At 30.0% G+C, this 26,309-nt stretch carries 26 protein-coding genes; 18 read left to right on the forward strand and 8 right to left on the reverse strand.

All coding sequences use genetic code 11. From position 1 onward, the window contains the following. Window positions 1–3: 3 nt before the first annotated feature. Complete coding sequence (locus P161_RS0106710) at window positions 4–771, forward strand: MbnP family protein (RefSeq protein ID WP_026776262.1); 768 nt, start codon at window positions 4–6, stop codon at window positions 769–771. A gap of 103 nt (window positions 772–874) precedes the next feature. Here the strand turns inward: P161_RS0106710 and P161_RS0106715 are convergent, their stop codons facing one another. Together P161_RS0106715 and P161_RS0106720 are read right to left on the reverse strand one after the other, a co-directional pair. Next, window positions 875–2,194, reverse strand: coding sequence for a DEAD/DEAH box helicase (locus P161_RS0106715; RefSeq protein ID WP_026776263.1), 1,320 nt, complete (start codon window positions 2,192–2,194; stop codon window positions 875–877). A gap of 169 nt (window positions 2,195–2,363) precedes the next feature. Next, entirely contained in the window at window positions 2,364–2,630 is a 267-nt protein-coding gene (locus tag P161_RS0106720) for a GlsB/YeaQ/YmgE family stress response membrane protein (protein ID WP_026776264.1), read from the reverse strand. A gap of 120 nt (window positions 2,631–2,750) precedes the next feature. On the opposite strand from P161_RS0106720, the gene P161_RS0106725 reads away from it, so the two are divergent. The 6 genes from P161_RS0106725 (at window position 2,751) to P161_RS0106750 (ending at window position 10,390) form a co-directional block, all read left to right on the forward strand. Beyond that, window positions 2,751–5,582, forward strand: coding sequence for a glycosyl hydrolase (locus P161_RS0106725; protein WP_026776265.1), 2,832 nt, complete (start codon window positions 2,751–2,753; stop codon window positions 5,580–5,582). A gap of 124 nt (window positions 5,583–5,706) precedes the next feature. Then, entirely contained in the window at window positions 5,707–6,318 is a 612-nt protein-coding gene (locus P161_RS0106730; RefSeq protein WP_026776266.1) for a hypothetical protein, read from the forward strand. A 149-nt stretch (window positions 6,319–6,467) separates the two neighbouring features. Further along, window positions 6,468–7,145, forward strand: coding sequence for a succinate dehydrogenase cytochrome b subunit (locus P161_RS0106735; protein ID WP_026776267.1), 678 nt, complete (start codon window positions 6,468–6,470; stop codon window positions 7,143–7,145). 12 nt (window positions 7,146–7,157) lie between these two features. Next, window positions 7,158–9,155, forward strand: coding sequence for a fumarate reductase/succinate dehydrogenase flavoprotein subunit (locus P161_RS0106740; protein WP_026776268.1), 1,998 nt, complete (start codon window positions 7,158–7,160; stop codon window positions 9,153–9,155). A 51-nt stretch (window positions 9,156–9,206) separates the two neighbouring features. Then, the gene (locus P161_RS0106745) at window positions 9,207–9,584 is read left to right on the forward strand and encodes a four helix bundle protein (protein ID WP_026776269.1); all 378 of its coding nucleotides are present in this window, start codon (window positions 9,207–9,209) and stop codon (window positions 9,582–9,584) included. A gap of 65 nt (window positions 9,585–9,649) precedes the next feature. Further along, window positions 9,650–10,390 (forward strand): succinate dehydrogenase/fumarate reductase iron-sulfur subunit, encoded by a 741-nt coding sequence (locus tag P161_RS0106750; RefSeq protein ID WP_026776270.1) that lies wholly within the window; start codon window positions 9,650–9,652, stop codon window positions 10,388–10,390. A 155-nt stretch (window positions 10,391–10,545) separates the two neighbouring features. Here P161_RS0106750 and P161_RS18170 read toward each other — a convergent pair whose 3' ends face one another. Beyond that, a complete protein-coding gene (locus tag P161_RS18170) occupies window positions 10,546–10,839 on the reverse strand; it encodes a helix-turn-helix domain-containing protein (protein WP_081816993.1) in 294 nt (97 codons plus the stop codon). Window positions 10,840–11,204: 365 nt separating this feature from the next. Here P161_RS18170 and P161_RS0106760 point away from each other — a divergent pair, with 365 nt between their 5' ends. The 5 genes from P161_RS0106760 to P161_RS0106785 all read left to right on the forward strand — a co-directional run bounded on the left by P161_RS0106760 (window position 11,205) and on the right by P161_RS0106785 (window position 16,292). Beyond that, the gene (locus P161_RS0106760; RefSeq protein ID WP_155810431.1) at window positions 11,205–11,462 is read left to right on the forward strand and encodes a hypothetical protein; all 258 of its coding nucleotides are present in this window, start codon (window positions 11,205–11,207) and stop codon (window positions 11,460–11,462) included. Window positions 11,463–11,523: 61 nt separating this feature from the next. Beyond that, window positions 11,524–12,204 (forward strand): GLPGLI family protein, encoded by a 681-nt coding sequence (locus tag P161_RS19040; protein WP_051605690.1) that lies wholly within the window; start codon window positions 11,524–11,526, stop codon window positions 12,202–12,204. Between the two features lie 333 nt (window positions 12,205–12,537). Beyond that, window positions 12,538–12,813, forward strand: coding sequence for a hypothetical protein (locus P161_RS18180; RefSeq protein ID WP_036841303.1), 276 nt, complete (start codon window positions 12,538–12,540; stop codon window positions 12,811–12,813). A 15-nt stretch (window positions 12,814–12,828) separates the two neighbouring features. Then, the gene (locus tag P161_RS19045; protein ID WP_081816994.1) at window positions 12,829–13,548 is read left to right on the forward strand and encodes a GLPGLI family protein; all 720 of its coding nucleotides are present in this window, start codon (window positions 12,829–12,831) and stop codon (window positions 13,546–13,548) included. Between the two features lie 95 nt (window positions 13,549–13,643). Next, entirely contained in the window at window positions 13,644–16,292 is a 2,649-nt protein-coding gene (locus P161_RS0106785; RefSeq protein ID WP_026776272.1) for a carboxypeptidase-like regulatory domain-containing protein, read from the forward strand. A 101-nt stretch (window positions 16,293–16,393) separates the two neighbouring features. Here the strand turns inward: P161_RS0106785 and P161_RS0106790 are convergent, their stop codons facing one another. Together P161_RS0106790 and P161_RS0106795 are read right to left on the reverse strand one after the other, a co-directional pair. Continuing rightward, window positions 16,394–17,032, reverse strand: a complete 639-nt coding sequence (locus tag P161_RS0106790) for a viroplasmin family protein (RefSeq protein ID WP_026776273.1) — start codon at window positions 17,030–17,032, stop codon at window positions 16,394–16,396. Continuing rightward, window positions 17,025–17,597 (reverse strand): phosphoribosylglycinamide formyltransferase, encoded by a 573-nt coding sequence (locus P161_RS0106795; protein ID WP_026776274.1) that lies wholly within the window; start codon window positions 17,595–17,597, stop codon window positions 17,025–17,027. The genes P161_RS0106790 and P161_RS0106795 overlap by 8 nt, the downstream gene beginning before the upstream one ends. A gap of 175 nt (window positions 17,598–17,772) precedes the next feature. Here P161_RS0106795 and P161_RS0106800 point away from each other — a divergent pair, with 175 nt between their 5' ends. From P161_RS0106800 to pyk, 5 genes are all read left to right on the forward strand, one after another. Next, entirely contained in the window at window positions 17,773–18,009 is a 237-nt protein-coding gene (locus P161_RS0106800) for an acyl carrier protein (RefSeq protein ID WP_004569249.1), read from the forward strand. Between the two features lie 7 nt (window positions 18,010–18,016). Next, window positions 18,017–19,270, forward strand: coding sequence for a beta-ketoacyl-ACP synthase II (fabF, locus tag P161_RS0106805; RefSeq protein ID WP_026776275.1), 1,254 nt, complete (start codon window positions 18,017–18,019; stop codon window positions 19,268–19,270). A gap of 3 nt (window positions 19,271–19,273) precedes the next feature. After that, window positions 19,274–20,011 carry a ribonuclease III gene (gene rnc, locus P161_RS0106810; protein WP_026776276.1) on the forward strand — a complete coding sequence of 246 codons (738 nt, stop codon included), beginning with the start codon at window positions 19,274–19,276 and terminating at the stop codon, window positions 20,009–20,011. A 93-nt stretch (window positions 20,012–20,104) separates the two neighbouring features. After that, the gene (locus tag P161_RS0106815; RefSeq protein ID WP_026776277.1) at window positions 20,105–20,575 is read left to right on the forward strand and encodes an IPExxxVDY family protein; all 471 of its coding nucleotides are present in this window, start codon (window positions 20,105–20,107) and stop codon (window positions 20,573–20,575) included. A 4-nt stretch (window positions 20,576–20,579) separates the two neighbouring features. After that, window positions 20,580–22,007: a pyruvate kinase gene (gene pyk / locus P161_RS0106820; protein WP_026776278.1), complete on the forward strand. Its 1,428-nt coding sequence runs from the start codon at window positions 20,580–20,582 to the stop codon at window positions 22,005–22,007. A gap of 477 nt (window positions 22,008–22,484) precedes the next feature. Here pyk and P161_RS0106830 read toward each other — a convergent pair whose 3' ends face one another. After that, on the reverse strand, window positions 22,485–24,782 hold the full coding sequence (locus P161_RS0106830) for a M28 family peptidase (RefSeq protein ID WP_026776279.1): 2,298 nt from the start codon (window positions 24,780–24,782) through the stop codon (window positions 22,485–22,487). A 105-nt stretch (window positions 24,783–24,887) separates the two neighbouring features. Here P161_RS0106830 and P161_RS0106835 point away from each other — a divergent pair, with 105 nt between their 5' ends. Beyond that, window positions 24,888–25,355 carry a CBS domain-containing protein gene (locus P161_RS0106835; RefSeq protein WP_026776280.1) on the forward strand — a complete coding sequence of 156 codons (468 nt, stop codon included), beginning with the start codon at window positions 24,888–24,890 and terminating at the stop codon, window positions 25,353–25,355. A gap of 35 nt (window positions 25,356–25,390) precedes the next feature. On the opposite strand, the gene P161_RS0106840 is transcribed toward P161_RS0106835, so the two are convergent. Next, window positions 25,391–25,744, reverse strand: coding sequence for a hypothetical protein (locus P161_RS0106840; protein WP_026776281.1), 354 nt, complete (start codon window positions 25,742–25,744; stop codon window positions 25,391–25,393). Between the two features lie 9 nt (window positions 25,745–25,753). After that, entirely contained in the window at window positions 25,754–26,305 is a 552-nt protein-coding gene (locus P161_RS0106845; RefSeq protein ID WP_026776282.1) for an HNH endonuclease, read from the reverse strand. Window positions 26,306–26,309: the final 4 nt, after the last annotated feature.

The raw sequence follows: 26,309 nt of genomic DNA on the forward strand, positions 1-26,309 counted from the left end.
AAAATGAAAAAAATAATCATGTTTTTTTTGATAACAATTGCATTTTCGACTTGTAAAGATGAAACAGATTGTTGTGTAAATCCATCAAAAAGTGTTTCCTTAAAATTTACGCATAATTGGGATGGAACTAATATCAGTGCATCAGATTTTAACAACTTTAAATTCAGCACTAAAAATGGCGAATCTGTTAGCATTACACGTTTACGCTATGTAATTTCTAACATTAGACTTATCAATGGGAATGAAATTTTTACTTTTAGTGATTATAATTTAATTGATATAGGAGAAGAAAAAGGACTCAGTTTAACTTTACCTGAACAAATATTTCCTGGCAGTTATCAATTAAAATTTACGTTTGGTTTTGCAGATGAAGATAACATGGATGGTGTTTATCAAGATTTAAATTCGGCTTCTTTTAATGTTCCAGGAATGCTGGGTGGAGGTTATCATTACATGCAATTTGATGGTAAATATAAAGATACCAACAATGCTGATGCCAATTTTAATTATCATGCAATTAGAGCTGTAGATAGGTCAGATCCAAATAATTTAATTTTTCAAGACACTTCTTTCGAAGTTGATTTGGGTACTTTGAGTTTTATAAATGATTCAGAAATTACCATAAAAGCAAATATTGCAGAATGGTTTAAAAATCCAAATACTTGGAATTTAAATGAACTAAACACAGTTTTAATGCCAAATTTCGATGCTCAACTTTTAATGAGCGCTAATGGGAAATCAGTTTTTTCTTTAGGTGAAGTTGCTCAGTAATATGTAAAAACTACATGAATCTTTGTTTAAAACAGAGAATCATGTAGTTTTTAAAAAATAATTTTAATTTGCTAAATTTCTTTACTGATAGATAAAAAGAAATCTAATATCTTTTCTTTTTAGGAGCGCCAGTTCTTCCTCTTCCAGAAGTTGAACCTGCAGATTTGTTCCCTTTAAAATGAGGTTTTCTTTTTGGCTTATTAGTGTTTGGTGAGCCAGAATTCCCACCTTTTTTCTTTTTCCCAAAAGATCCTTTACTTTGGGTTGCTGCTCTTTTTGGTGGTGCAGTATCTGTTGGCTCAAAACCTTCTAAAACAGACGTTTTTAATTTTTCGTTTAAGATTTTTTCGATTTCTTTTTGGTATTCTGTTTCTTCGCTACAAACAAAAGAGATTGCTTCTCCTTCTGCACCAGCTCTTCCTGTTCTACCAATTCTATGCACATAATCTTCAGGAACGTTTGGTAACTCAAAATTAATTACGTGAGGCAATAAAGGAATATCTAAACCACGAGCAGCAATATCTGTTGCTACCAAAATTTTGATAGCATTATCTTTAAAATTTTTCAAGGCTTTTGTTCTTGCACCTTGACTTTTATTTCCGTGAATTGCAGCAGCAGATATCCCAGATTTTACCAACTTTTCAGTCAATTTATTGGCACCATGTTTTGTTCTTGTAAACACTAAAACTTGCTCCCAATTATTCTCTTTTATCAACTTGATGATTAAAGGTGTTTTTTGTTTTTTATCAACATTATAAACCTTGTGAGATACTTTTTGCGCAGTTGCGTTTTGTGGAGCAGTTTCTACTTCCACAGGATTATTTAAAATACCACTTGCTAACTTTTTAATATCATCAGAAAAAGTTGCAGAAAACATCAAGTTTTGACGTTTTGCAGGCATAAAACTTATAATTTTATTTAAGTCTCTTGCAAAACCCATATCTAACATTCTGTCAGCTTCATCTAAAATTAACACATCAACACGTTTAAAAGAAACCGCTTTTTGATCATGTAAATCTAACAATCTACCAGGAGTTGCTACTAAAATATCTACACCTTGTCTTAATGTTTTTATTTGCGATGCTGCTTTTACACCACCAAAAACTACTGTAGATCTAATGTCTACATATTTGCTATACTCTCTAACATTGTCATGCACTTGAGCTGCTAACTCTCTTGTTGGTGTTAATACTAAGACACGTAAAGGTCTGTATTTTGGGTGTTTTGTAGCTGTTAAATAGTGTAAAACTGGCAAAGTAAAACCTGCTGTTTTTCCTGTTCCTGTTTGTGCAGAAGCTAAAATATCTTTACCTTCTAAAATATGTGGAATTGCTTTTTGTTGAATTGGAGAAGGAGTTGTGTATCCTTTTTCTGTAACTGCTTTTACTAAAGCATCAGATAATCCTAATGATTTGAACGACATAATTATATTTTAAAGAAACAACAAAAGTTAGTGTTTCTAAATAGGCTACAAATGTACGTTCATTTGTTGCTTGTCGTCTATAATATTCCATTAATATTTTATTTGCGTAGTTTTTAGGCATAAAAAAAGATGCTTTTTAGCACCTTTTTTAATTTTATAAAGCTAAAAGTTACCTTCTTCTGCTGCGAGTTCCTCTTAAAACCCCTACTAAAAACAGAATTACAATAGCACCAGTTGCACCAATTATAATATCTTTTAGCCAATAAGGGTTTACATTGATGTTTAAACCTAATTCGCCATAAAGCCATTTTCCAACAAAGCTACCAGCAATACCGATAATAATATTAACTATTAGGCCAAAACCATTATCTCTCATTAAAACATCTGCAATATAACCACAGATTGCTCCAATAATAAGTGTGTACAAAATTCCCATTTGATATAATTTAATTGATTAGTTACATCAAATTTAGTAAAAATTAACAATAAAAACTAAAGTATATATTTAAAAACTAATATTTTAGTGGCTTAAAAAACGACCAAAACTTTATATTTTATGAAAAAATTTACCTTTTATTTCTTCATTTTTTTTAGCTCAATTATTTTAAGCCAATCAAAACCAACAAGTTCTTCTGTTGTTGAGCAGGCATTAGTTGAAAAAGAAAATTTAACAAAAAACTCACTTGTAAAGAATATTAACTTTACGAATATTGGGCCCACAGTAATGAGTGGTCGAGTTGCAGATGTTGCTGTAAACCCTGAAAATCCAACTGAATTTTATGTAGGTTATGCTTCTGGTGGTTTATGGTATACGAATAATAATGGTACAACTTTTACGCCTGTTTTAGACAATTCTCCTACTCAAAATATTGGAGATATTGCTGTAGATTGGAATTCTGAAACTATTTGGGTTGGCACAGGAGAAAAAAATTCTTCACGCTCAAGCTATGCAGGAATTGGAATGCTAAAATCTACGGATAAAGGTAAATCATGGCAAAATGTTGGTTTAACAGATTCGCATCACATCAGCAGAATACTCATCAACCCAAACAACCCGAACGAAGTTATTGTGGCTGTTATTGGTCATTTATATTCATCAAATGAAGAAAGAGGAATTTTTAAAACTGTTGATGGAGGAAAAACATGGATAAAATCTCTTTATATTGATGAAAATACAGGAATTATTGATGTTGATTTTGCACCAGAAAACTTTAATGTAATGTACGCTGCTTCTTGGGAAAGAGAGCGTAAAGCTTGGGATTTTGATGGTGATGGAAAAAATTCTGCGATTTATAAAAGTACAGATGCAGGAACTTCTTGGGCAAAAATTTCAGACAAAAGTGGTTTCCCAACAGGAGATGGAGTTGGTAGAATTGGTTTAGCCGTTTTTAACGAAAATACGGTTTATGCTTTGCATGACAGCCAATTTAGAAAACCAAAAGATGCTGATAAAAAAGTTTCAGACGAATTAACAAAAGATGATTTTAAAACCATGTCTGCTACTGATTTTTTAAAATTAGATGATGGTAGATTAAATACGTATTTAAAAAATAACGGATTTCAAGAAAAATATAGAGCTCCAAATGTAAAGCAAATGGTGCGTGTTGGTTCTGTAAAACCAATGGATTTAGCAAGTTATTTAGAAGATGCAAATGCTATGTTGTTTGATACAGAAGTAATTGGGGCAGAGGTTTTTAAAACAACTAATGGAGGAAAGTCTTGGAAAAAAACACACGATAATTATTTAGAAGGTGTTTATAGCTCTTATGGATATTATTTTGGTGAAATTAGAGTCGATTTACAAGATGAAAATGGAATTTACGTTTTAGGAGTTCCGATTATAAAATCGAAAGACGGTGGAAAAACATTCACCTCAATTAGTGCAGAAAATGTGCATTCAGATCATCAAGCTTTGTGGGTAAATCCTAAAAATTCTGGCCATATTTTAAACGGAAATGATGGTGGTTTAAATCTTTCTTATGATGATGGCGCAAACTGGACAAAATTAAATGATCCTGCAGTTGGGCAGTTTTATTCGGTGTATGCAGATACTCAAAAAAACTACAAAGTTTATGGAGGTTTGCAAGATAATGGAGTTTGGGTTGCCAATAATAATGCAAGAATGGATAAAAGTTGGTTGCAAAGTGGTCAAAACCCTTATGAATCAATTATGGGTGGAGATGGAATGCAAGTGCAAGTAGATGAAAGAAATCAAAATATTGTATATACAGGTTTTCAATTTGGTAATTATTACAGAATTGATAGAGAAAGTGGAAGCAGAAAATACATTCAGCCAAAACATACTTTAGGCGAAAATCCTTACAGATTTAACTGGCAAACTCCTATTCATTTATCAAAACATAACCAAGATATTTTATATTTAGGAGGTAATAAATTACACAGATCTTTAAACCAAGGTGATGATTGGGAAACGATTTCAGGCGATTTAACAACTGGAGGGAAAAAAGGAAATGTTGCTTATGGAACGTTGACTTCAATTTCAGAAAGTCCGTTTCAATTTGGATTAATTTATGTGGGTTCAGATGATGGCTACATCAACGTAACCAAAAACGGAGGAGGAAGTTGGACGCGTATTTCAGATAATTTACCACAAGATTTATGGGTTTCTAGGGTAATTGCATCAGCACACAAAAAAGTACGCGTTTATGCAACTTTAAATGGGTACAGATTTGACGATTTTACAACCTATGTTTATAAGTCTGATAATTATGGAGAAACTTGGGAAAATATTGGAGAGGCAATTCCAGCATCACCAGTAAATGTAATTAAAGAAGATCCTGAAAACGAAAATATTTTATATGTGGGTACAGACAATGGTTTATATGTTTCTTTTGATACAGGCAGTTCTTGGAGTATTTTCAATAAAAACTTACCAAATGTTGCAGTACATGATTTGGTTATTCAGCCAACAGCAAAACATTTAATTGTTGGAACTCATGGACGTAGTTTGTATAAAGCTGATGTTTCATCATTACAAAAAATGACCGATAAAGTTTTAGCAAAAAAGAGTCACGTTTTTGAAGTTTCAGATATTAGACAAAACAGAAATTGGGGGCGTTCTTGGAGTCAGTGGAGAGACGCATATGAACCAGAAATTACCATTCCTTTTTATGTAAATGCTGATAAAAAAGTAGATGTAGAAATTTACCAAGGAGAAACTTTGGTAAATGAGATATCTGTAAATGCTGATAAAGGATACAATGAATTCAATTTTGATGTTTCTTTCTCTAAAAAAGGGTTAAAAAACTACGAAAAAGCAAACAAGGAAGCTAAATTAAAGGCTGCTGCAAATGATGTTTATTATTTACCAAAAGGAAAATATGTTGTAAAAATTGGTGAAGCAAAATCAGCATTTGAGATAAAATAAAAATTAAAATATATTGCTAGTGCTCGTTTTAAACGAGCACTAGTTTTTTTAAAAAATATCATTAAAAGGTAGGTATATAAACTCAAAAAATTTTTAAAAGTTTTTTTGGGTTAAAAAATAACGAATGAGAAAAAAAATTATACTATTATTTTTTATGATTTCGATGATAACGAATGCACAATCAAGCCCAAAAGGTTTTTTTGATCTTTCTGGTCCTAAAAAAATCTGGGTATTATTTCATCCCTTTAAAGCAAAAAAATCATATAGAATATCTCAAGAAGCAAATAGGGTTTCCGATTCTATTGCAAAAACAAATGTATTAGATGGTGATGGTTCTGGAGGTCAAGTAGATGCTTTTAGACACGCTTATTGGATGGCACGTTTGCGACAAGAAATTGGCAAATCTGCGGCACAATCTTTGGGCAAAGCACATGAAAGAGAAAATTATCAAACTTTTAAAAAAAATCAGTTAGAAGATGGGGTTGTGCCAGATGAAATTTCATCGATAATGGATTTATTCAACAATGAAGAAGGGTTAAAACTGACAGTAAAAAGAAGTGAAATATCTCAACAAAGCTTAATTTATAAAGTGATAAATGCTATTAAAGAAGGTGAAATGAAAATCATCAAAAAAAATAATAAAGGCGATTATGTAACGTGTGAAGGAGAGATTATTACACCAGAATCTTTAAAAGGAAAATGGGAAAATAATAAATGTTTAATTCCTTCAAATTAACAGAAATTAAAACACTTTCTTAACATATTGTTAAACGTTTAATCAAATTATTTAAAACTATTCTAAATACATGCGAAAACGATGTAATTTCTTTGTTTTCGGAATTGTTTAGCCGTATTTTTGTGCTTAAAATTATAATAATTTAAACAATGAGCGGATTTTTCAAATCTTCAATTGGAAGAAAAGTGGCGATGGCACTTTCAGCATTTTTTTTGATGTTCTTCCTGTTACAGCATTTATCAATAAACATTTTATCGGTTTTTAGCCCAGAACTCTTTAATGAAGTTTCTCATTTTATGGGGACAAATCCTGTGGTTCAGTTTGCATTACAACCTGTATTAATTTTTGCAGTTGTATTTCACTTTGTGATGGGCTTTATTTTAGAATTAAGAAATAATAAAGCAAGAAATGTATCGTATGCTAAAAATAATGGAAATGCAAACTCTAGTTGGGTTAGCAGAAACATGATTTGGTCTGGACTTACAATTTTGGCTTTTATCGTTTTACATTTTATCGATTTTTGGTTTCCAGAAATTAATACAAAATTCATACAAGGAGATTGGTCTGGAACTATGGAAGGTGTAGAAGGTTTTCGTTATCATGAAGAATTAGTCCATAAATTTGTAAATCCTTTAAGAGTTGGTGCCTATGTATTAGCATTCGTGTTTTTAGGGTTGCATTTAGCACATGGTTTTGCATCAGCATTCCAATCTACAGGACTTTCTACTGTTCGTCAAAAAACATTACAAACAATTGGTAAAGCATATTCAATTATAATTCCAGCAGGTTTTATTTTTATTGCTTTATATCATTATTTTAACCATTAATCTTATAAAATTATGGCTTTAGATTCAAAAGTACCAAAAGGTCCAATTAAAGATAAATGGACTGAATATAAAAATCATATCAACCTTGTAAACCCTGCAAACAAACGTCATATAGATGTTATTGTTGTGGGTACAGGTTTAGCAGGTGGTTCTGCTTCTGCAACTTTAGCAGAATTGGGCTACAATGTAAAAGCATTTGCATACCAAGATTCCCCAAGAAGAGCGCACTCAATTGCAGCACAAGGAGGAATTAATGCAGCAAAAAACTATCAAGGAGATGGAGATTCTACCTACAGATTATTTTACGATACTGTAAAAGGTGGAGATTATAGATCTCGAGAAGCAAACGTATATAGATTAGCAGAGGTTTCTGCAAACATTATTGATCAATGTGTAGCACAAGGAGTTCCTTTTGCTCGTGATTATGGTGGTTTGTTAGACAATCGTTCTTTTGGTGGAGTTTTAGTTTCTAGAACTTTTTATGCGAAAGGACAAACTGGTCAGCAACTTTTATTAGGAGCATATTCTGCAATGAACAGACAAATTGCTCGTGGAAAGATTGAAATGTTCAATCGTCATGAAATGTTAGATGTTGTTATTGTTGATGGAAAAGCAAGAGGAATTATTGCACGTAACTTAGTTACAGGAGAAATTGAAAGACATTCTGCACACGCAGTTGTAATTGCTTCTGGGGGTTATGGAAACGTATATTTCTTATCAACCAATGCAATGGGTTCTAACGTAACAGCAGGTTGGAAAGTGCATAAAAAAGGAGCATTTTTTGCAAATCCTTGTTATACACAAATTCACCCAACATGTATTCCACGTTCTGGAGATTATCAATCGAAATTAACATTGATGTCTGAATCTTTAAGAAACGATGGTAGAATTTGGGTTCCTAAAAACTTAGAAGATGTAAAATTAATTCGTGAAGGGAAGAAAAAACCTACTGAATTAACTGAAGACGAAAGAGATTACTATTTAGAAAGACGTTACCCAGCTTTTGGGAATTTAGTACCAAGAGATGTTGCATCAAGAGCAGCAAAAGAACGTTGTGATGCTGGTTATGGAGTTAATGCAACTGGAGAAGCAGTCTATTTAGATTTTGCTGCCTCTTTTGTAAGATATGGAACTGAGCAAGCTAAAATTCAAGGAATTGTAAATCCTACAGATGCAAAAATTAAGGAATTAGGGCAAGAAATTGTGAAAGCAAAATATGGAAACCTATTTCAAATGTATGAGAAAATTGTAGACGAGAATCCTTATGAAACACCAATGATGATCTACCCAGCTGTACATTACACAATGGGTGGTGTTTGGGTTGATTATAACTTGATGACTACAATACCTGGTTGTTATGCAATTGGAGAAGCTAACTTCTCTGATCATGGAGCAAACAGATTAGGTGCATCTGCCTTAATGCAAGGTTTAGCAGATGGTTACTTTGTATTGCCATATACTATTGGAGATTATTTAGCAGATGATATTAGAACTGGAAAAATACCAACAGATACACCAGAGTTTGATGCTGCTGAAAAAGAAGTTGCAGATAGAATTAAATTCTTTATCAACAATAAAGGAACACATTCTGTAGATTATTACCACAAAAAGTTAGGAAAAATAATGTGGGATAAATGTGGAATGTCTAGAAACGCAGAAGGTTTAAAAGAAGCGATTCAAGAAATATCTGATTTAAGAACAGATTTCTGGAAAAACGTAAATGTTCCTGGAGATGATCATGAATATAATGAGCAATTAGCAAAAGCTGGTAGAGTTGCAGATTTCCTAGAATTAGGAGAGTTGTTTGCAAAAGATGCTTTAGTAAGAGAAGAATCTGCAGGTGGGCATTTTAGAGAGGAACACCAAACAGCAGATGGAGAAGCAAAACGTTTAAAAGAATTTCAGTTTGTTTCTGCTTGGGAATATAAGGGTGAACCAAAAGATGCAGTTTTGCATAAAGAAGAGTTGGTTTATGAAAATATAGAAGTTAAAGAACGTTCATATAAGTAATTGGTTATTAGTTAATGTGTTATTAAAGTTATTTAGGAAAAATGTTGTTTGATGGGTGGTTTTAAATCTTTTGAAGAGTTGACTTGTTGGCAAGCAGCTAGAGAATTAAGATTGTTTGTATCCAAATCAATAGTACCAAAATTTCCAAAAGATGAAAGATATGCTTTAACAGATCAAATTAAAAGATGTTCTCGTTCAGAAGGAAATAATATAGCTGAAGGATATGGAAGATTTCATTTTCAAGAAAACATTCAATTTTGTAGAATAGCTAGAGGCTCTTTATTTGAAACTTTAGATCACGGAATTATAGCTTTTGATGAAAATTATATCTCTAACGAAATATTAGAAGAATTAAAAAAATTACACAACAAAACACTTTTGATTTTAAACGGATACATTAAGTATTTAAAAAGTCAGAAATTAAAATAAAAAGTTAGTGTTGTTTGGTTTTATCATAATAACCAAATAACTAATAACATAATAACACAAAAACAATGAATTTAACGTTAAGAATTTGGAGACAAAAAGACGCATCAACCAAAGGGAAGATGGTCGATTATAAAATTTCTGAAATTTCAGATCATATGTCTTTTTTAGAAATGATGGATGTTTTGAATGAGCAGATTATAAATAAAGGTGAAGAGCCTGTTGCTTTTGACCATGATTGTAGAGAAGGTATTTGCGGAATGTGTTCTATGTATATTAATGGAGAAGCTCATGGGCCAGATAGAGGTGTAACAACCTGTCAATTACATATGAGAATGTTTAAAGATGGAGATACGATTACTATAGAACCATGGAGAGCTGCTGCTTTTCCAGTAATAAAAGATTTAGTAGTAGACAGATCTGCATTTGATAGAATACAACATGCAGGAGGTTATATTTCTGTAAATACATCTGGTAATACACAAGATGCAAACTCAATACCAATTAAAAAAGAAGCTGCAGATACAGCAATGGATGCTGCAACCTGCATTGGTTGTGGTGCTTGTGTAGCAACCTGTAAAAACAGCTCTGCAATGTTATTTGTGGGTGCAAAAGTATCTCAATATGCTTTATTACCTCAAGGACAAGTAGAAGCTGCAGACAGAGTTAAAAACATGGTTGCACAAATGGATTTAGAAGGTTTTGGAAACTGTACAAACACTGGTGCTTGTGAAGTGGAATGCCCAAAAGGTATTTCTTTAGAAAATATTGCAAGAATGAACAGAGAGTTAATGAAAGCTTCTGTGTAATTATTTAAAAGTCATTGCGAGTTTTTACGAAGCAATCTATCTATAAAAAAACAAATTTTATTTTAGATTGAATTCTAAAAGATTACATTCATAAATTATAAATAACAAAACCCAAAACTAATTTTAGTTTTGGGTTTTGTTATTTATAATAGTTTCTATATTTCCTTAAAATCCTTAAAAAAATCGCTAAGATTTACGTCAAAAATTTGTAAAATAAATAGTAAACGCTGCACATCTAACTTTATGTGTCCGTTTTCTAATTTTGAATAGGCATTGTCACTTAAACCAAGCTTTTCACCCACTTGGTATTGTGTATATCCTTTTTCTTGTCTAATAAAAACTAGCTTATCTAAAATAGTTTGGTATTCCTCTTTTACAAAGTAAGAGAAGTAATCTTTCTTTTTCATAAAATCAAAAATAGCAAATATTTTCAAAATAGAATGTTCCATTTACGCTTCATCCTTTAGGGGGATATTTTTGTGTTTTTCTCCCCCTAAAGGACGAGCCGTAAATGGAAAGCTATTTCCTTTTTTTAGTCAATAATCTTTCCCAAATTTGAAAAATAGAAATTGTTAAAAAGTTTCTCTAAAATAAAAACCTCTGTTTGAGGTAATAAGGAATATAAAAATCTTGCAAATAAATGTATCACCTAAAACAAATGCTTATGTAAATAAACAATAACAAACAGAGGAAGTTTTGCAAAAGTAATGCTTTTTCTACCAATTTTTTAGAGAATTTTAATTTGGTTTACTCAACTAAAAACTCAAAAAACAATTAGTAAATTAACCTTTAAATAGGTTTTAAATTTTATAAAATGAAAAAACTAATATTAAGTTTAGTGTTTGTAACTTCTTTGTTTCTTATGAGTTCTACGTCAACAGTTTCTATTGGCAATGAGAATATTATAGAAAATGAAATGGTTAGACCACCTTGTGTTGGATATGCTGTAGATCAAGTTACTGAAATTGCCAATGCTTTTAATCAAGATATTCGAGGGGCTAACGAAAGAGCGTATATAAAAATTTTTCAGCATATTTATGAAGAATGTATGAAAGGTAACGAAGGACCTTAAAAATTAATTCAATCATACTCATTAGGTACACTAATGAGTATGATTCAACAAAATAAAAAAAATGAAAAACATACATACTTTTTTAATTCTATTTATTGTAAAATTAACTTTTTCTCAAACTAATGGAAAAATAAATTATATAATTAATTTTAATAAACCAAAAATTGAATTAAAGAAAAATCAGGCTAAAATTGCAATGAGACTAATTAAAGAGGCGAAAGCTATATCAGCTACACTTTTGTTTAATCAAAATGAGTCTGTTTACCAAATTGATAGCAAAATGAAAGTTGATTCAAATAAAGATTTTAACATCACTCAAGCATTTGCAGATGATGGAGATGTGTTTTATTCAAATGTTTTTACTCAAAAACAAATCAAAAAAACTAATTATGGAGATAAAGAATATATTATTTCTATTGAAAAGCAAAATTGGAATTTGATTCAAGAAACAAAAAAAATTGGAAAATATTTATGTTATAAAGCTATAATAGATATTAAAAACGATTTAGTTATAGCTTGGTACACATATGAGATACCATTAAATTTTGGTCCTAATAAATTTAATGGATTACCTGGTTTAATTTTAGAGCTACAAACGAAAACACTTCATTATTCATTGAATAAATTAAGTTTAAATATTAAAGAAGGAGTTAAAATAAAAACACAAAATTATGATTCAGCAATAACTGAAGAAGAATTTAAAAAAATAGTATCGCAAAATTCAGTTTTTAATAGAAATTAATGTTAATAAATATTCTCAACAAGTTGTATCAATTAAAAAAGGAAAATTAGTTTTTGAAAAACTTAAAAAAACAATAAGCATATATTTATGAAAAACAAACTCCTTATTGTTTTAATTTTTGCAAAAAAATCAATTTATAATATAGGAGATAATTTAAAAAACGATCGGAAAATCAATATTAAATATAAATAGAATTTATATTGAGAATGAGGACGATTATTGTTAAACTTTTTTCTACCAATTTTTTAGAGAATTTTAATTTGGTGTACTCAACTAAAAACTCAAATAATAATTAGTGAATAAACCTATTAATAGGTTCTTAAATTTTATAATATGAAAAAAGTAATTTTAAGTCTAGTATTTCTACTAGCAACAGGAACATGTTTTATGAATGCGAATTCAACGGAGGTCGAAGTTTTAACAAGTAAAGTAAAAAATATTGAAATTATTGATGATTTTAGTTGTTTAACAGATGCCTATGTAGTTACAAATGTATTAGAAAGTATGAGTCCTGGAGGAGCATATAGTTGGGATATAGATACTTGGTCTCAATTATTTAATTTCTTTTTTGAACAATGTGATAGTGGTGCAGATATTTTAGGTATTTAATATTTGTATAATATTATGAAAAAAATTATATCAACTATAATGCTACTGTTTTTGACAGTAGCATTATTTAGCCAAAAAAATGTTAGTTATAGATTTCTATACAAAATAACTTTAAAAAAAATACAAACTGACTCATCATCCCTTACTGAAAAACAAAAAAGATACAATAGAATCGTCAATAAATCAAAAGGGAAAGATTACATTTTAGATATAAAAGAGAACAAAAGTATTTTTTATGAAGATAAAAAGCTGTCTTCCGTTTCAAATGAAAAATTAGATATAGTTTCAATTTTTGTAGGTAAAGGCTTGTTTTATTATGATTCATCAATAAAAATAGCTCTAAATAAAAAAAATGTTCTCGGTGAGGATTTAATTATAAGAAGTAATCCTAAATTTAGTTGGACATTAACACAAGAAAGTAGAAAAATTGGAAACTATCAATGTTATAAAGCTATTTCTTATATAAATATTACAAATAGAATAGGCAAAAATGTAAGGAAGAAAATTATTGCTTGGTATAATCCTTTAATATCAATAAATTTTGGCATTAAAAATTATCATGGTTTGCCAGGTCTAACAATGTTATTAGAAGAAGATAATTTAATTTATGAAATACAAAAAATCAACTTAAATACAAAAATTGAATTTGATATAAAAAAGCCAACAAAAGGAAAGATTTTGTCAGAAAAAGAGTATAATGATATTTTGCTAAAAAAATACAGACAAAGATTTTAGAAAAAAACTTCTAAATCGCTAATTATAGAAGAATTAAATAAATAAGATTTACTTTCCTTAATAAATTATTACAATTAAAAATCACAATTTTACATTTGAAAAATAATCTTTTAATTATTTTAATATTTTTTATTTCAAACTTTTGTTTCTCTCAAAAAGTAACCTTAACAGGTTTTGTAAAAGATAGCTTACAAAACCCTTTGCCTTATGCAAATGTAATTGCTAAACCCAAAGACGTTTCTAAAAATTTGCAATTTGCCATTTCAGATAACGAAGGCTATTATAAGTTAATTTTAACAGAAGGAGATTCCATTACCATTAGCATTTCTTATTTGGGTTATAAAGCCATAGACTATAAATTTGTCGCTTTAAAAGACACTAAAAAAGATTTTAGGTTACAACAATCTTCAGAACAATTAGACGAAGTTGTGATTGAAATGCCAGTAACTGTAAGAGGAGATACCACCATTTATAAAACCAGAACATTTATAGATGGCTCTGAACGCAAACTAAAAAATGTGCTTAAAAAATTACCTGGAGTTGAGGTAGATAAAAATGGAACAGTTACTGTACAGGGCAAAAAAGTAACCAAAATGTTGGTAGATGGCAAAAAGTTTTTTGGTGGTAATTCTAAACTAGCTGTAGAAAATATTCCTGCAGATGCAGTTGGTAATGTAGAAGTGATTGATAATTATAACGAAGTTGCCTTTTTAAAAGGTTTGTCAGATTCAGATGAAATGGCAATGAACATCCAACTAAAAGAAGATAAAAAACGCTTTGTTTTTGGTGATGTAGAAGCTGGTAAAGGCAATGATGATTTTTATAAAACCAGTGCCAACTTGTTTTATTATTCACCTAAAACCAATGTAAATTTTATAGGGAACATTAATAATATTGGCGAGAAAACATTTACGTTTAGAGATTATATGAGTTTTTCTGGTGGTGTTAATGCCATTTTTAGCGGGAATTTTAATTTTAGAGGTGGCGATTTTTCTCAATTTTTGGAAAGTAATGATGTCTTAACAAGTCAACAAAAATTTGGTGCGTTAAATATTACAAAAGTAGCCACAGAAAAATTAGATGTTTCTGGGTATGCTATTTTCTCAAATTCTGAAACAAGTAGTTTTATAGAGAACTTTAATGAATACACTACGTTTTCAGAAGAAAGAACCAATGCAACAAATACAGATAACTTATTAGGAATCGGAAATTTAAATATTGAACTCAACCCAAATGCTAAAGAAAAATGGTATGCAAGAAGTCAAGTAAAAAGAACTAATAATGCCAACAATAACAGCTTAATTTCTTTGGTAAATGGCAATACAAATACCATAAATACTGATAGAGATTTAACAGCAACTTATATCAACCAAAATATAGAATGGCATAAAAGGCAGAATGATAAACATACGTTTTCTTCTGTTTTTAATTATGTGTTTGATAAAAGTAATAAAACCGCTTTTTGGGAAACGCAAGACCCAATTTTACAAGGTTTAATTCCTGCTGATAACAACCAAACCTTATTACGAATTAATCAACTTAAAAATACCCAAGAGCAAAATATAGATGCTGTTTTTAAACATTTTTGGGAAATAAACAACAGCAATCACATTTATACAACCTTAGGAAATAAGTTTTTAAGCGAAGATTTTTTTACGGATGACAGTCAAATTTTAGACGATGGTACAATCAATAATTTTGCAACAGGTGGTTTTGGAAACGATTTAAATTTTAGGCTAAATGATTTATTTTTAGGCGTTCATTATAAATTTAGAGCAGGTATTTTTACTGTAAAACAAGGTTTTGAAGCCCATAATTATAGTTGGTCTTTGCAAAATCAAACCGATTTAAATAAAAATAAATGGGTTGTTTTACCAGATTTTTTAGCAAAAATTGAGTTTAATAAATCAAAAAAAATTCAGATTAATTACAATTTAAAAACCACTTTTTCTGATGCCAGTAAATTCGCCAATCGTTTTTATTTACAATCTTACAATTCGGTTTTTAGAGGAAATGAAGCCATTGAAAACAATTTATTTCACAATGCAAGAATTTATTATAGCAGATTTAGTTTGTACAGAGGTTTAATGATGTTCGCTAGTTTAAACTATAATAAACAAATAAGAGGTATTAGAAATACGGTTGATTTTAATGACATCAATCAATTTTTAACGGTAAAAATGTTTGATAATCCATCTGAAGATTGGCGAGGAAACATCAACATTCAAAAAAGCATTAATAATTTAAAATATAAGGTTGATGTTGGTTTTAACAACTCCAAATACATTCAAGAGTTAAACAATAACGTCCAAACTAACACCAACAATAATTACGATTATGAGTTGGGTATAGAAACCTTGTTTGATAATTTTCCAACGATAGAAATTGGATTAAAAAATACTGTTGGCAATTTTACAGCAAGTACAAACACCTCAAAATTTGTAACCACAGAACCTTTTATAACAATTGATTATGATTTTTTAGAAGGTTTTATCTTCAATTTTGATTATAGACAAAGCAAGTATCAAAATAAAACATTGGGTCAAAAAAACACTTATGAAATTGCCAATGCAACTTTATCTTACAAAGGCGAAAATTCTGCTTGGAGTTATAAAATTACCGCTCAAAATTTATTCGATGCACAATTTAAACAAAGCAATAGTTTTTCAGATTTTTTAATTTCAGATCGTAAAACTTTTATTTTACCAAGAATTGTAATGTTTAGTATTGGGTATAATCTTTAGGTTCAGTAGGCAGTAGGCAGTTTTCAGTAAGCAGTCACAGTTTGCGTCAAAATTTTCACAAACAAGCTAGCTCCTTCCCTTTGGGAAGGTTGGGATGGGCTTTATTTTCTCCCAAAATCCGCAGGAATTTCTCCCCAAGCTTTGGTTTCCCATTTTAAGATTGGGTTTTGAAAGGAATTTTCTTTTAGCCAGTTTTCAGCTCTTTTTATCAGCTCTAATAAATCACTATTAGAAGCATCAAAATGAAGATTTGTTTTGCATTTTTTTTGACGAATCCAACTCATCGCAATTTTAGAATCGGAATAAATAGGTAAAGTATGCTTATTTTTACTTTTTAATAAAGCGATTCCATGCACCAAAGCTAAAAATTCGCCAATATTATTCGTCCCTTTTTTAAAAGGCCCTTTTATAAAAATTTGCTGTTTATTATGTGTTAAAACGCCTCTATATTCCATTTTTCCAGGATTGCCAGCACAAGCAGCATCTACAGCAATACTTTCTAAAATTGGTTTTCCGTATTTTTCTTTTTCTAAGGATGATAAAGTTGGTTTTGTAGTATTTTTGCCTTTATAATCTTCATATTTTTTTTTGGACGCAATTTCGGCTTCGTCTAAACTTGTAAAAGATTTGTATTGGGCATTTTCAAAACCATCTACCTGTTTTTTAACAACATTCCAAGAAGTAAAAACGCCTGTTTTTCTTCCATTCCAAACTACGTAAAACTTCTTTTTTTTACTCATTAACTTCTAAAATAACGCTTTCTATAATTCTAGGAAAGTATTCTTGCTCTAAAAAATGAATCTTTTTAGCAATAGTTTCAGGAGTATCTGCATCATTTAATGCTGTTTTTGCTTGAAAAATAATGGCTCCTTCATCATAATTGGCATTTACATAATGAATTGTAATGCCAGTTTCTTCTTCTTTATTTTCTTTTACAGCTTTATGAACATTCATTCCATACATTCCTTTTCCACCATATTTTGGCAACAATGCAGGGTGAATATTAATGATTTTATTCGGAAAAGCATCCACAATTTTCTGTGGAATTTTCCATAAAAACCCGGCTAAAATAATAAAATCTGCTTGTTCTTTTAAGAGGTTTAAAATTTTATCCGAAGTAAAAAAATCTTCTCTAGTAAAGTGCAAACAGTTTGTATGTAGGCTTTTACATCGTTCAAGAACTTTGGCATGTTCATTGTTACAAAGCACTTGAGTAACTTTAGCAGTTTTAGTGTGATTAAAAAACTTAATAATGTTTTCTGCGTTCGTTCCAGAACCAGAAGCAAAAATAACAATACGCTTCATAACTTATATCTCTAGAGTACAAAAAAAAGAATAAAAATTAAGAAAAAGGGTAATTATGATAAGGGATTAAACAAAATTAATTATCTTTCGTCATCAATTTTTTAAGCAAAAGTTAGTTAGAATTAATAAGATTCGTATTTTTGCCTCGATTAAAATTTTAAAAACAAACAAAATTATGTCAGACATTGCATCAAGAGTAAAAGCTATTATCGTAGATAAATTAGGAGTAGACGATAATGAAGTAACAACAGAAGCTAGCTTCACAAACGATTTAGGAGCAGATTCTTTAGATACTGTTGAATTAATTATGGAGTTCGAAAAAGAATTCGATATTCAAATTCCAGACGATCAAGCCGAAAATATCGGAACAGTTGGTCAGGCAGTTAGCTATATAGAAGAAGCAAAAAAGTAATATTTATATGCAGTTAAAACGAGTTGTAGTCACTGGACTTGGCGCATTAACGCCAATTGGTAATAATATTGAAGAATATTGGAACGCTTTAATTAACGGAGTTAGTGGAGCAGCGCCTATCACTTATTTTGATGCTGCCAAGTTCAAAACTCGTTTTGCATGTGAATTAAAGGGTTTTACAGCAACTGACTTTATAGACAGAAAAGAAGCCCGTAAAATGGATAGATTTACACAGTATGCTATGGTTGCTTCAGATGAAGCAATTTTAGATGCTGGTTTAGATCTAGAAGCAATTAACAAATTTCGCGTTGGCGTAATTTGGGGAGCAGGAATTGGTGGTTTAGAAACATTCCAAAACGAAGCCATGAGTTTTCAGGCTGGTGATGGAACTCCTAGATTTAACCCATTCTTTATTCCAAAAATGATTGCAGATATTGCTCCAGGAAATATTTCTATTAAAAATGGATTTATGGGGCCAAATTATACAACTGTTTCTGCATGTGCGTCTTCTGCAAATGCAATGATAGATGCTTTAAATTACATTAGACTTGGACATTGTGACGTAATTGTAACTGGTGGCTCTGAAGCTGCTATTGCTTTTGCTGGTGTTGGAGGTTTTAATGCAATGCATGCTTTATCTACAAGAAATGAAAGTCCAGAAACTGCCTCAAGACCTTTTGATGCAGAACGTGATGGTTTTGTTCTTGGTGAAGGTGCAGGCGCTATTGTTTTAGAAGAATATGAACATGCTAAAGCTAGAGGAGCAACTATTTATGCAGAAGTAATTGGAGGAGGAATGTCTTCTGATGCTTATCATATGACAGCTCCACATCCAGAAGGATTGGGTGTAATTGCAGTGATGAAAAACTGTTTAGAAAATTCAGGAATTAAACCAGAAGATGTAGATCATATCAATACACATGGTACTTCAACACCTTTAGGTGATGTTGCAGAATTGAAAGCAATTTCAGCTGTTTTTGGTGAGCATGCTAAAAACATCAACATCAACTCTACAAAATCTATGACAGGGCATTTATTAGGTGCAGCTGGTGCAGTAGAATCTATTGCTGTTATTTTGGCAATGAAACACGGTATTGTACCACCTACAATAAATCACACTGTTGCAGACGAAAACATTAATCCAGCTTTGAATCTTACACTAAATAAAGCACAAAAAAGAGACGTTAAAGTTGCCATGAGCAATACGTTTGGTTTTGGTGGCCATAATGCTTGTGTAGCCTTTAAGAAACTAGAGGAATAGTATATGAACTTTATTCGTAAAATAGTTAACACTAAATCTATAGAAGATAAAGAGTTATATAACGAATTAAAGAAATTACTTAATTTTTCTCCAAGAAGTATCAATAAATACAAAAAGGCGTTTACACATAGGTCTGTCCACATGTTAGATGATGATGGAAATCCTATAAATTACGAACGGTTAGAATTTTTAGGTGATTCCATTTTAGGTGCTGTTATTGCTGCTTATTTATACAAAAAAGTTCCTACAGGCACAGAAGGTTATTTAACTCAAATGCGCTCTAAAATTGTTAGTAGAGAACATTTAAATGAACTTGGTAAAGATTTAAATTTAATCCGCTTTATAAATAGTAACGTAGATGAGGCCAATGTTGGCGATAATATTCATGGTAATATTTTCGAAGCATTAGTGGGGGCTATTTATTTGGATAAAGGCTATAATTTTTCTCAAAAATTTATTTTTGAAAACGTAATTGATCCTTATGTTGATATTGAAAAACTAGAAGGGAAGATTACAAGCTACAAAGGTTTGATTATAGAATGGTGCCAAAAACAAAAGAAAAAATATAAGTTTGATACTTATGAAGATTCTGGTAATGAACCCATCAAACATTTTAGTGTTAAGGTAAGTATCGATGGTGAGCAAGTTGCAAAAGGAAGAGCAACATCTAAAAAAAAGGCAGAAGAACAAGCCTCGAAAAGAGTTTATTACGCGTTCCAAAGTCAAATTTCAGTTGGCTAACTACGATAACGTTTTCGTGAATATCCTCAAAAATCTCATAAACTATTAGTAAATTAGCACTTCCTTAAAAGGATAAAAAGCTAATTTCTGTTTATGCAAATTCATTCATTAGGTTTCGATAGTTTATGTGAAGACGAATACTCTTTAATAGGAATTCATACTACATTAGAAGATTATAAACTAGCTTATTTACTGAATAGAATTTTAGGAACTAGTTTCTCTAAATCTAAAAAAGATTTACATATTGAGGAGTTGTCAAAAAAAACAGCTTTTTCATTATTCAATTACTCAAATTTAGAATATGAATTTGAATGGTTTTTGATAGCAAATAGTTCTAAGAGAGAAAATCAAACAGAATCTAACGAACTACTATTAACAACAGAAACAAAAACATATTTAATTCCAGAAAAGAAAAAAGTTGATTTTTTTATTAAAATTTCTGGAAACGTATCGTATAGTTTTGTTGTTAAAACAATCGATAAAATTAATACGATAGATCAGGTAATTACCTCTTATTCAATAGATAAAAACACATTAAAGTCTAAAGACTTTTTAATAATTTAAAAATATGCCACACAATAATAAAACAAAAATTGTTGCAACCTTAGGGCCAGCAACTGATACGAAAGAAATTTTAACAGAGTTGGCTAAAAACGGAGTCAATGTTTTTAGAATCAATTTTTCTCATGCAGATTATGAAGATGTTAAAAATAAAGTAAGAATCATTAGAGAAATTAATGAAGAAAACGGATTTAACATTGCTATTTTAGCAGATTTACAAGGACCAAAACTTCGTGTTGGAGTTATGGAAGATGATGTTATTTTAAAGGATGGAGACACCTTTAAATTTACAACTGAAAAGTGTATTGGTACAAAAGAAAAAGCTTTTATGACCTACAAACGTTTTCCTAAAGATGTAAAAGTAGGAGAACAAATTTTGGTTGATGATGGTAAGTTATTATTTGAAGTAGCTTCTACAAACAAAAAAGACGAAGTAGTTGTAAAAGTAATTGTTGGTGGTGCTTTAAAATCTAAAAAAGGTGTAAACTTACCTAATACAGCAATTTCTTTACCAGCTTTAACAAAAAAAGATAAAGAAGATGCCGTTTTTGCATTAGGTTTACATGTAGACTGGATGGCATTATCGTTTGTAAGAACTCCAGAAGATTTAAGGATGTTACGCGATTTAATTGCAGAACATTCAGAATATAGAGTGCCAGTAATTGCAAAAATTGAAAAGCCAGAGGCTGTTAAAAATTTAGATGCTTTAATTCCTTATTGTGATGGATTAATGGTGGCTCGTGGAGATTTAGGGGTAGAAATCCCTATGCAAGATGTGCCTTTAATTCAGAAAAAATTGGTAAGAAGAGCAAAAAGAGCAAGAATTCCTGTAATTATTGCTACACAAATGATGGAAACTATGATTGACAATTCTGTGCCAACAAGAGCAGAAGTTAATGATGTTGCCAACTCAATTATGGATGGTGCAGATGCTGTAATGCTTTCTGGAGAAACGTCTGTTGGGAAACACCCAATTAGAGTTATTCAGAAAATGTCTGAAATTATAAAAAGTGTAGAAAATTCTAGAATGATAAAAGTGCCACAAGAAGCACCTCATATTAGAACAAACAGATTTATCACAAAATCTATTTGTCATCATGCAGCAATGATGGCAAACCATACAGATGCATCTGCAATTTGTACTCTAACAAACAGTGGTTATACAGCATTTCAAATTTCTGCATGGAGACCAAGAACACACGTTTTAGCTTTTTCTACGGACAAAAGAATTTTAGGAAAGCTAAATCTACTTTGGGGTGTTAGAGCTTATTATTATGATAAAAACTTAACTACAGATGATACTGTAGAAGATATTAATCAAATAGCAAAAGACAAAGGTTTTGTAAAAGCAGGCGATATTGTAATTAACCTTGCATCCATGCCAGCAGAAGCTAGAGGAATGGTAAATACATTACGTGTTACTGAAATTGAGTAAAAGATAATCTCGCAAATACAAAAATTCTCACAATTTTATTTTAATATATTATTAAAAAACGTTCGGAAATTTCCGAACGTTTTTTGGTTTTGTGAAATTTGTAATTTTGTAGAAAGCTAAATTAATTTACAACCTTTTGAAGCAAAGAATAATAAAATTGAAGAGTTTGTATGTTTGAGATGCTTTCAGCAAGACAAACTGTGTAGAGTTTGTCTGTTTATTTCCATTTTTAACGTCAATTCTCATTCACTTTGTCATTTCGTAGAAATCCAACACCAAGTTTTTGAAATGAAGTTAATACTCTATTATAAGATACTTTCATTCTTATAAATTAAAGGTTTTTAGTATTTTACAAAAATTTTCTCCACATTTTCTTTGCGCATTTGCAAGATTTTTAAAGCATAACAAACCATACACTTTTAATAAAATATATAAAACAAGAGTGTTTCTTCCCTTTTGGAAGATTAAGATGGGCTTTTACAACTCCAATTTCTTACTAATAATAATTGCATCATTCGTAACAAAAGGCATTGGCATCATTTCTTCTGATCTTGCGTTTAAAGAAAAATTCGGATTGGTTAATAAATCATAAGAAACTTCATTTAAAATAAAATCTAACTTTTCATCTTTGTTTACCATGAATGATAACGTAACATCTTCATCAGCATTTCCTAAAGTATACACTAATAAAGTTCTAGATTTGGTTGTGTAATTTTTGCCTTTTAAAACTAAAGCATCATTTACTTTAAATTGTTTAATTGTAATTTTATTTTTAGTCATAAACTCCAACTTATTTACTTTTCTATTGGGAGTAACAACAATTTCTAAAAAACGATTTTCGCCAATAATAGTATCTAAATCAACACTAATGTCTGAAGATTGTATGTTTTTAAAATCCGTTTTTTTGTGATACGTAAAACGAGTATTGTACTTACTTTTCGTTTCTGCGTTTGCAATACTTCCTTTTATAGATGTTTCATCAAAAATTTGTTTTGTGTACGCATCTAAAGTATTATTATAGGTTCCAAAATAGGCAGTTTTATCATCAGAATTTTGAATGTAAACAATACTATTTGGTTTTTTGTTATCCACAGAAAAACCACTTGTATAACTTCCATATCCAAAGAAAATAATAGCAAAAACACCCGTTGATTTTAGCAACCATTTTGTCTTTTTCTGATAAAAAACAGGAATCATCAACCCAAAAATTAAAGCGATTAAAACGCCACTTATTACTAAGTTTTTGAGTCCTAAACCAATTGGAAACATTTGTATTAAAGGAGCAAAAATATAAATAGTTGGTATAAATAATAGTGTTGATAAAATACGTTTGGAGCGCTGTTCTAAATTCATAAAAACGCCAATTGCAAAGAGTAATAAAGCTGTAAAAACAGGAATTATTAAAAATCCAGCACCTTTAAAATCTTCTAAAATTAAAAAGTTGATGAGTAACCAAACAAAAATGGGTGCAACTATTAAATCTGTAACCTTGTCTTGCTTTCTAAAATAGCTGTAAGTTTTTAAAAGTATCCAACTATTTAAGAACACAAAAGCGATAATATATGTATGGCCATTATACGTAAAACCATGCAACATGTCTTTGTATTGTGGATGAATTATTTCTAGCAATTTCCAACCATAAAATGAAACTAAACCACATAAAATTATAGCAATTAAAAACGGAATAAATCCTTTCAAAATCCCTTTTACAGTAATTTTATTCAATGATAATCCAAAGAACAACAAAGTTATAAAGACGATTGCTGCAATAATTAGCATTGTTGTTACATATGAAAATGGATACGTTAACATTTTTATAAACGGAAAATTTACATATACATAATCAACATCAGAATCTAAATTTGTTAGATCAGAATTCGCAAAATAGTTAAGCGAAGTTGTTAAATAATCTGCTTGATGCAACAAGGTTTCTCTATCTAAACGTTCGTAAGAATCTTGTGCTGTATGATAATCAAAATGATCATCAATAAAAGCAAAGTTGAAACCGTTGATGTTGGCATCTTGTCTAAAAACGGTTAAATCTGTATCATTTGGCAAACGTTTATAAATGCTATACATTAAAGAATTCGCAACAGGAAAATTGGGTTTTGCAGCTAAAAATTCTGATAATAATTGGCTGTTTTTGCCATTGGTTTCCATCAACATATAACTTGGGCCTCCACTTCCTCTAGCTTCAAAATTTAAAACCAAACCAATATCTTTTGTCCAAGAATGTTCATCAACAAAAGCTTGTGCGCCTAATAATCCTAATTCTTCTGCATCAGAAATAAGAATAATTAGATCGTTTTTTGGAGTTATGTTTTTTGCTAAATACGCTCTTAATCCTTCTAAAATTGTTACAACTCCAGATCCAGCATCACTTGCGCCAACAGAAGAATGTGGGTTAGAATCATAATGCGTAAGCAACAATAACGCTTTTCCAGATCCAGAACCTTTAATTCTTGCTAAAATATTTTCGGCTGTAGTTCCTGCAATCCACTTTTTATTAATGGTAGTTTGGGTCTGAATTTCAGTTTCTAATCCCATTTTTTGCAATTCTGTAACAATGTAATCTTGTACTTTTTTATGATTTTCAGAGCCAACAAAATGTGGCTTTTCGCTAATATTTTTTAAGTGAAATAAAGCATTATCTAAAGAAAAATCGGTTTTTAAAGTTGATTTATCTTTCGGTAAAGTAGGTTTTAAATCAGAAAAGCTCCAAGAAATTACACCCAATATAATCAGGACAGATAGGATAGAAGATACTCTTTTCATTTGGGTTATAAGTTTTTATAAATGTACTAAATAAAAAAAACTTTCAACAAATGTAAATCGAATGATAAAATTCTGTAATTTTAAGACAATTTAAAATCAACTATTATGGGTATAAAGAGCTTTCAAGGAAAACGAGATTCATCACAAGAAAAATCAGCAGAACAAATTTTAGTGTCAGATTATATGACTAAAAATTTGATTACTTTTAAGTCAGATGATTCTTTAGATCATGTTATTAATTTGTTGATAAAGCATAAAATTTCGGGTGGTCCTGTTGTAAATGATAAGAATGAATTAATTGGTATTATTTCTGAAACGGATTGTATTAAGCATATTTCTGAAAGAAAATATTACAATATGCCTGCTGATGTAAATAATACTGTAGGCAAATATATGGTTACAGATGTAGATACTATTGATAAGGACATGAATATATTTGATGCTGCTTTTAAATTTATTTCATCTCATAGAAGAAGATTTCCTGTGGTTGAAAATGGAAAACTAATTGGACAATTAAGTCAAAAAGATGTGTTGAAAGCTGCTATCAAAGTAAAAGGAAATACTTGGAAGTAATTTTTCAATTAGAAAAATTACTTAATTCTAAAATATTATTTTTCTTTTCTAATTAGCAGAAAAACTTCATTTTCCAAAGCCAAGTAACCTTCATTATATACATAAAAATAGGTGTTTCCTGTTTTTGTAGTGTATATTGATGTAAAAAACTGAAAGTCGAAACCTTTGTCATATAATTTAGTTCTTGTTACTTTAGTTTTACCAGAAACGTTTAATTCGGATAAAATTTTATAATTTTTTCGGAGTCGATTATTTATATTTCTTATAAGGTTTTTACTGTCTTTATTTACGCGATTGTTATACGAATTTCTGCAGTAATCAGAGCAAAATTTCTTATCTACTCTGCCTTTTACAGTTTCTTCACACTCTAAACATTTTTTATTTTCCATAGCAAATGGTTATTTAATTTCTATTTCACTCCAATTTTCACCAGATTTTATTCTGTATAATTGAGTGGTAGTTACACCAAATTGTTTAGCAATAATTCGCAATCTTGTTTTTCTATTTGGGTCTAATAATTTTTTCTTAATAATGGTAGCTTTACCTTGTGTTAATTTAGCACCTGGTTTAATTCCATATTTTGCTTTTCTTTTAGGATTTGTATGTTGATGTTTAGTTAATTCTTTTTGATTTACCCATTTTAAATTAGCAACATAATTATCAGTTAAATCATGATTTTTATGAATTACAAACTTTTCATTCTCTTTTTTATCTAAAAAAAGATAAGCTACAGCTCTGTGTACATAAAAATTACTTTTTCTTTTTAATCCAATTTTTGGGTATGTAAATGTTTCAAAATTGTTTATTTTACTAATAGTTACTAACTCAAATTTATTATCATCATACTCTTTTTTTACTCTACCATAGTTAGAGATATAGATTTTTTCTCGTTTTAAATCGTAATTTTCTTTTTCAAATAGCTTCCATTTTTCATTTCTAAAAGCTTTCATATAT

The sequence above is a fragment of the Polaribacter sp. Hel_I_88 genome (genome assembly GCF_000687935.1).
GTDB lineage: Bacteria > Bacteroidota > Bacteroidia > Flavobacteriales > Flavobacteriaceae > Polaribacter.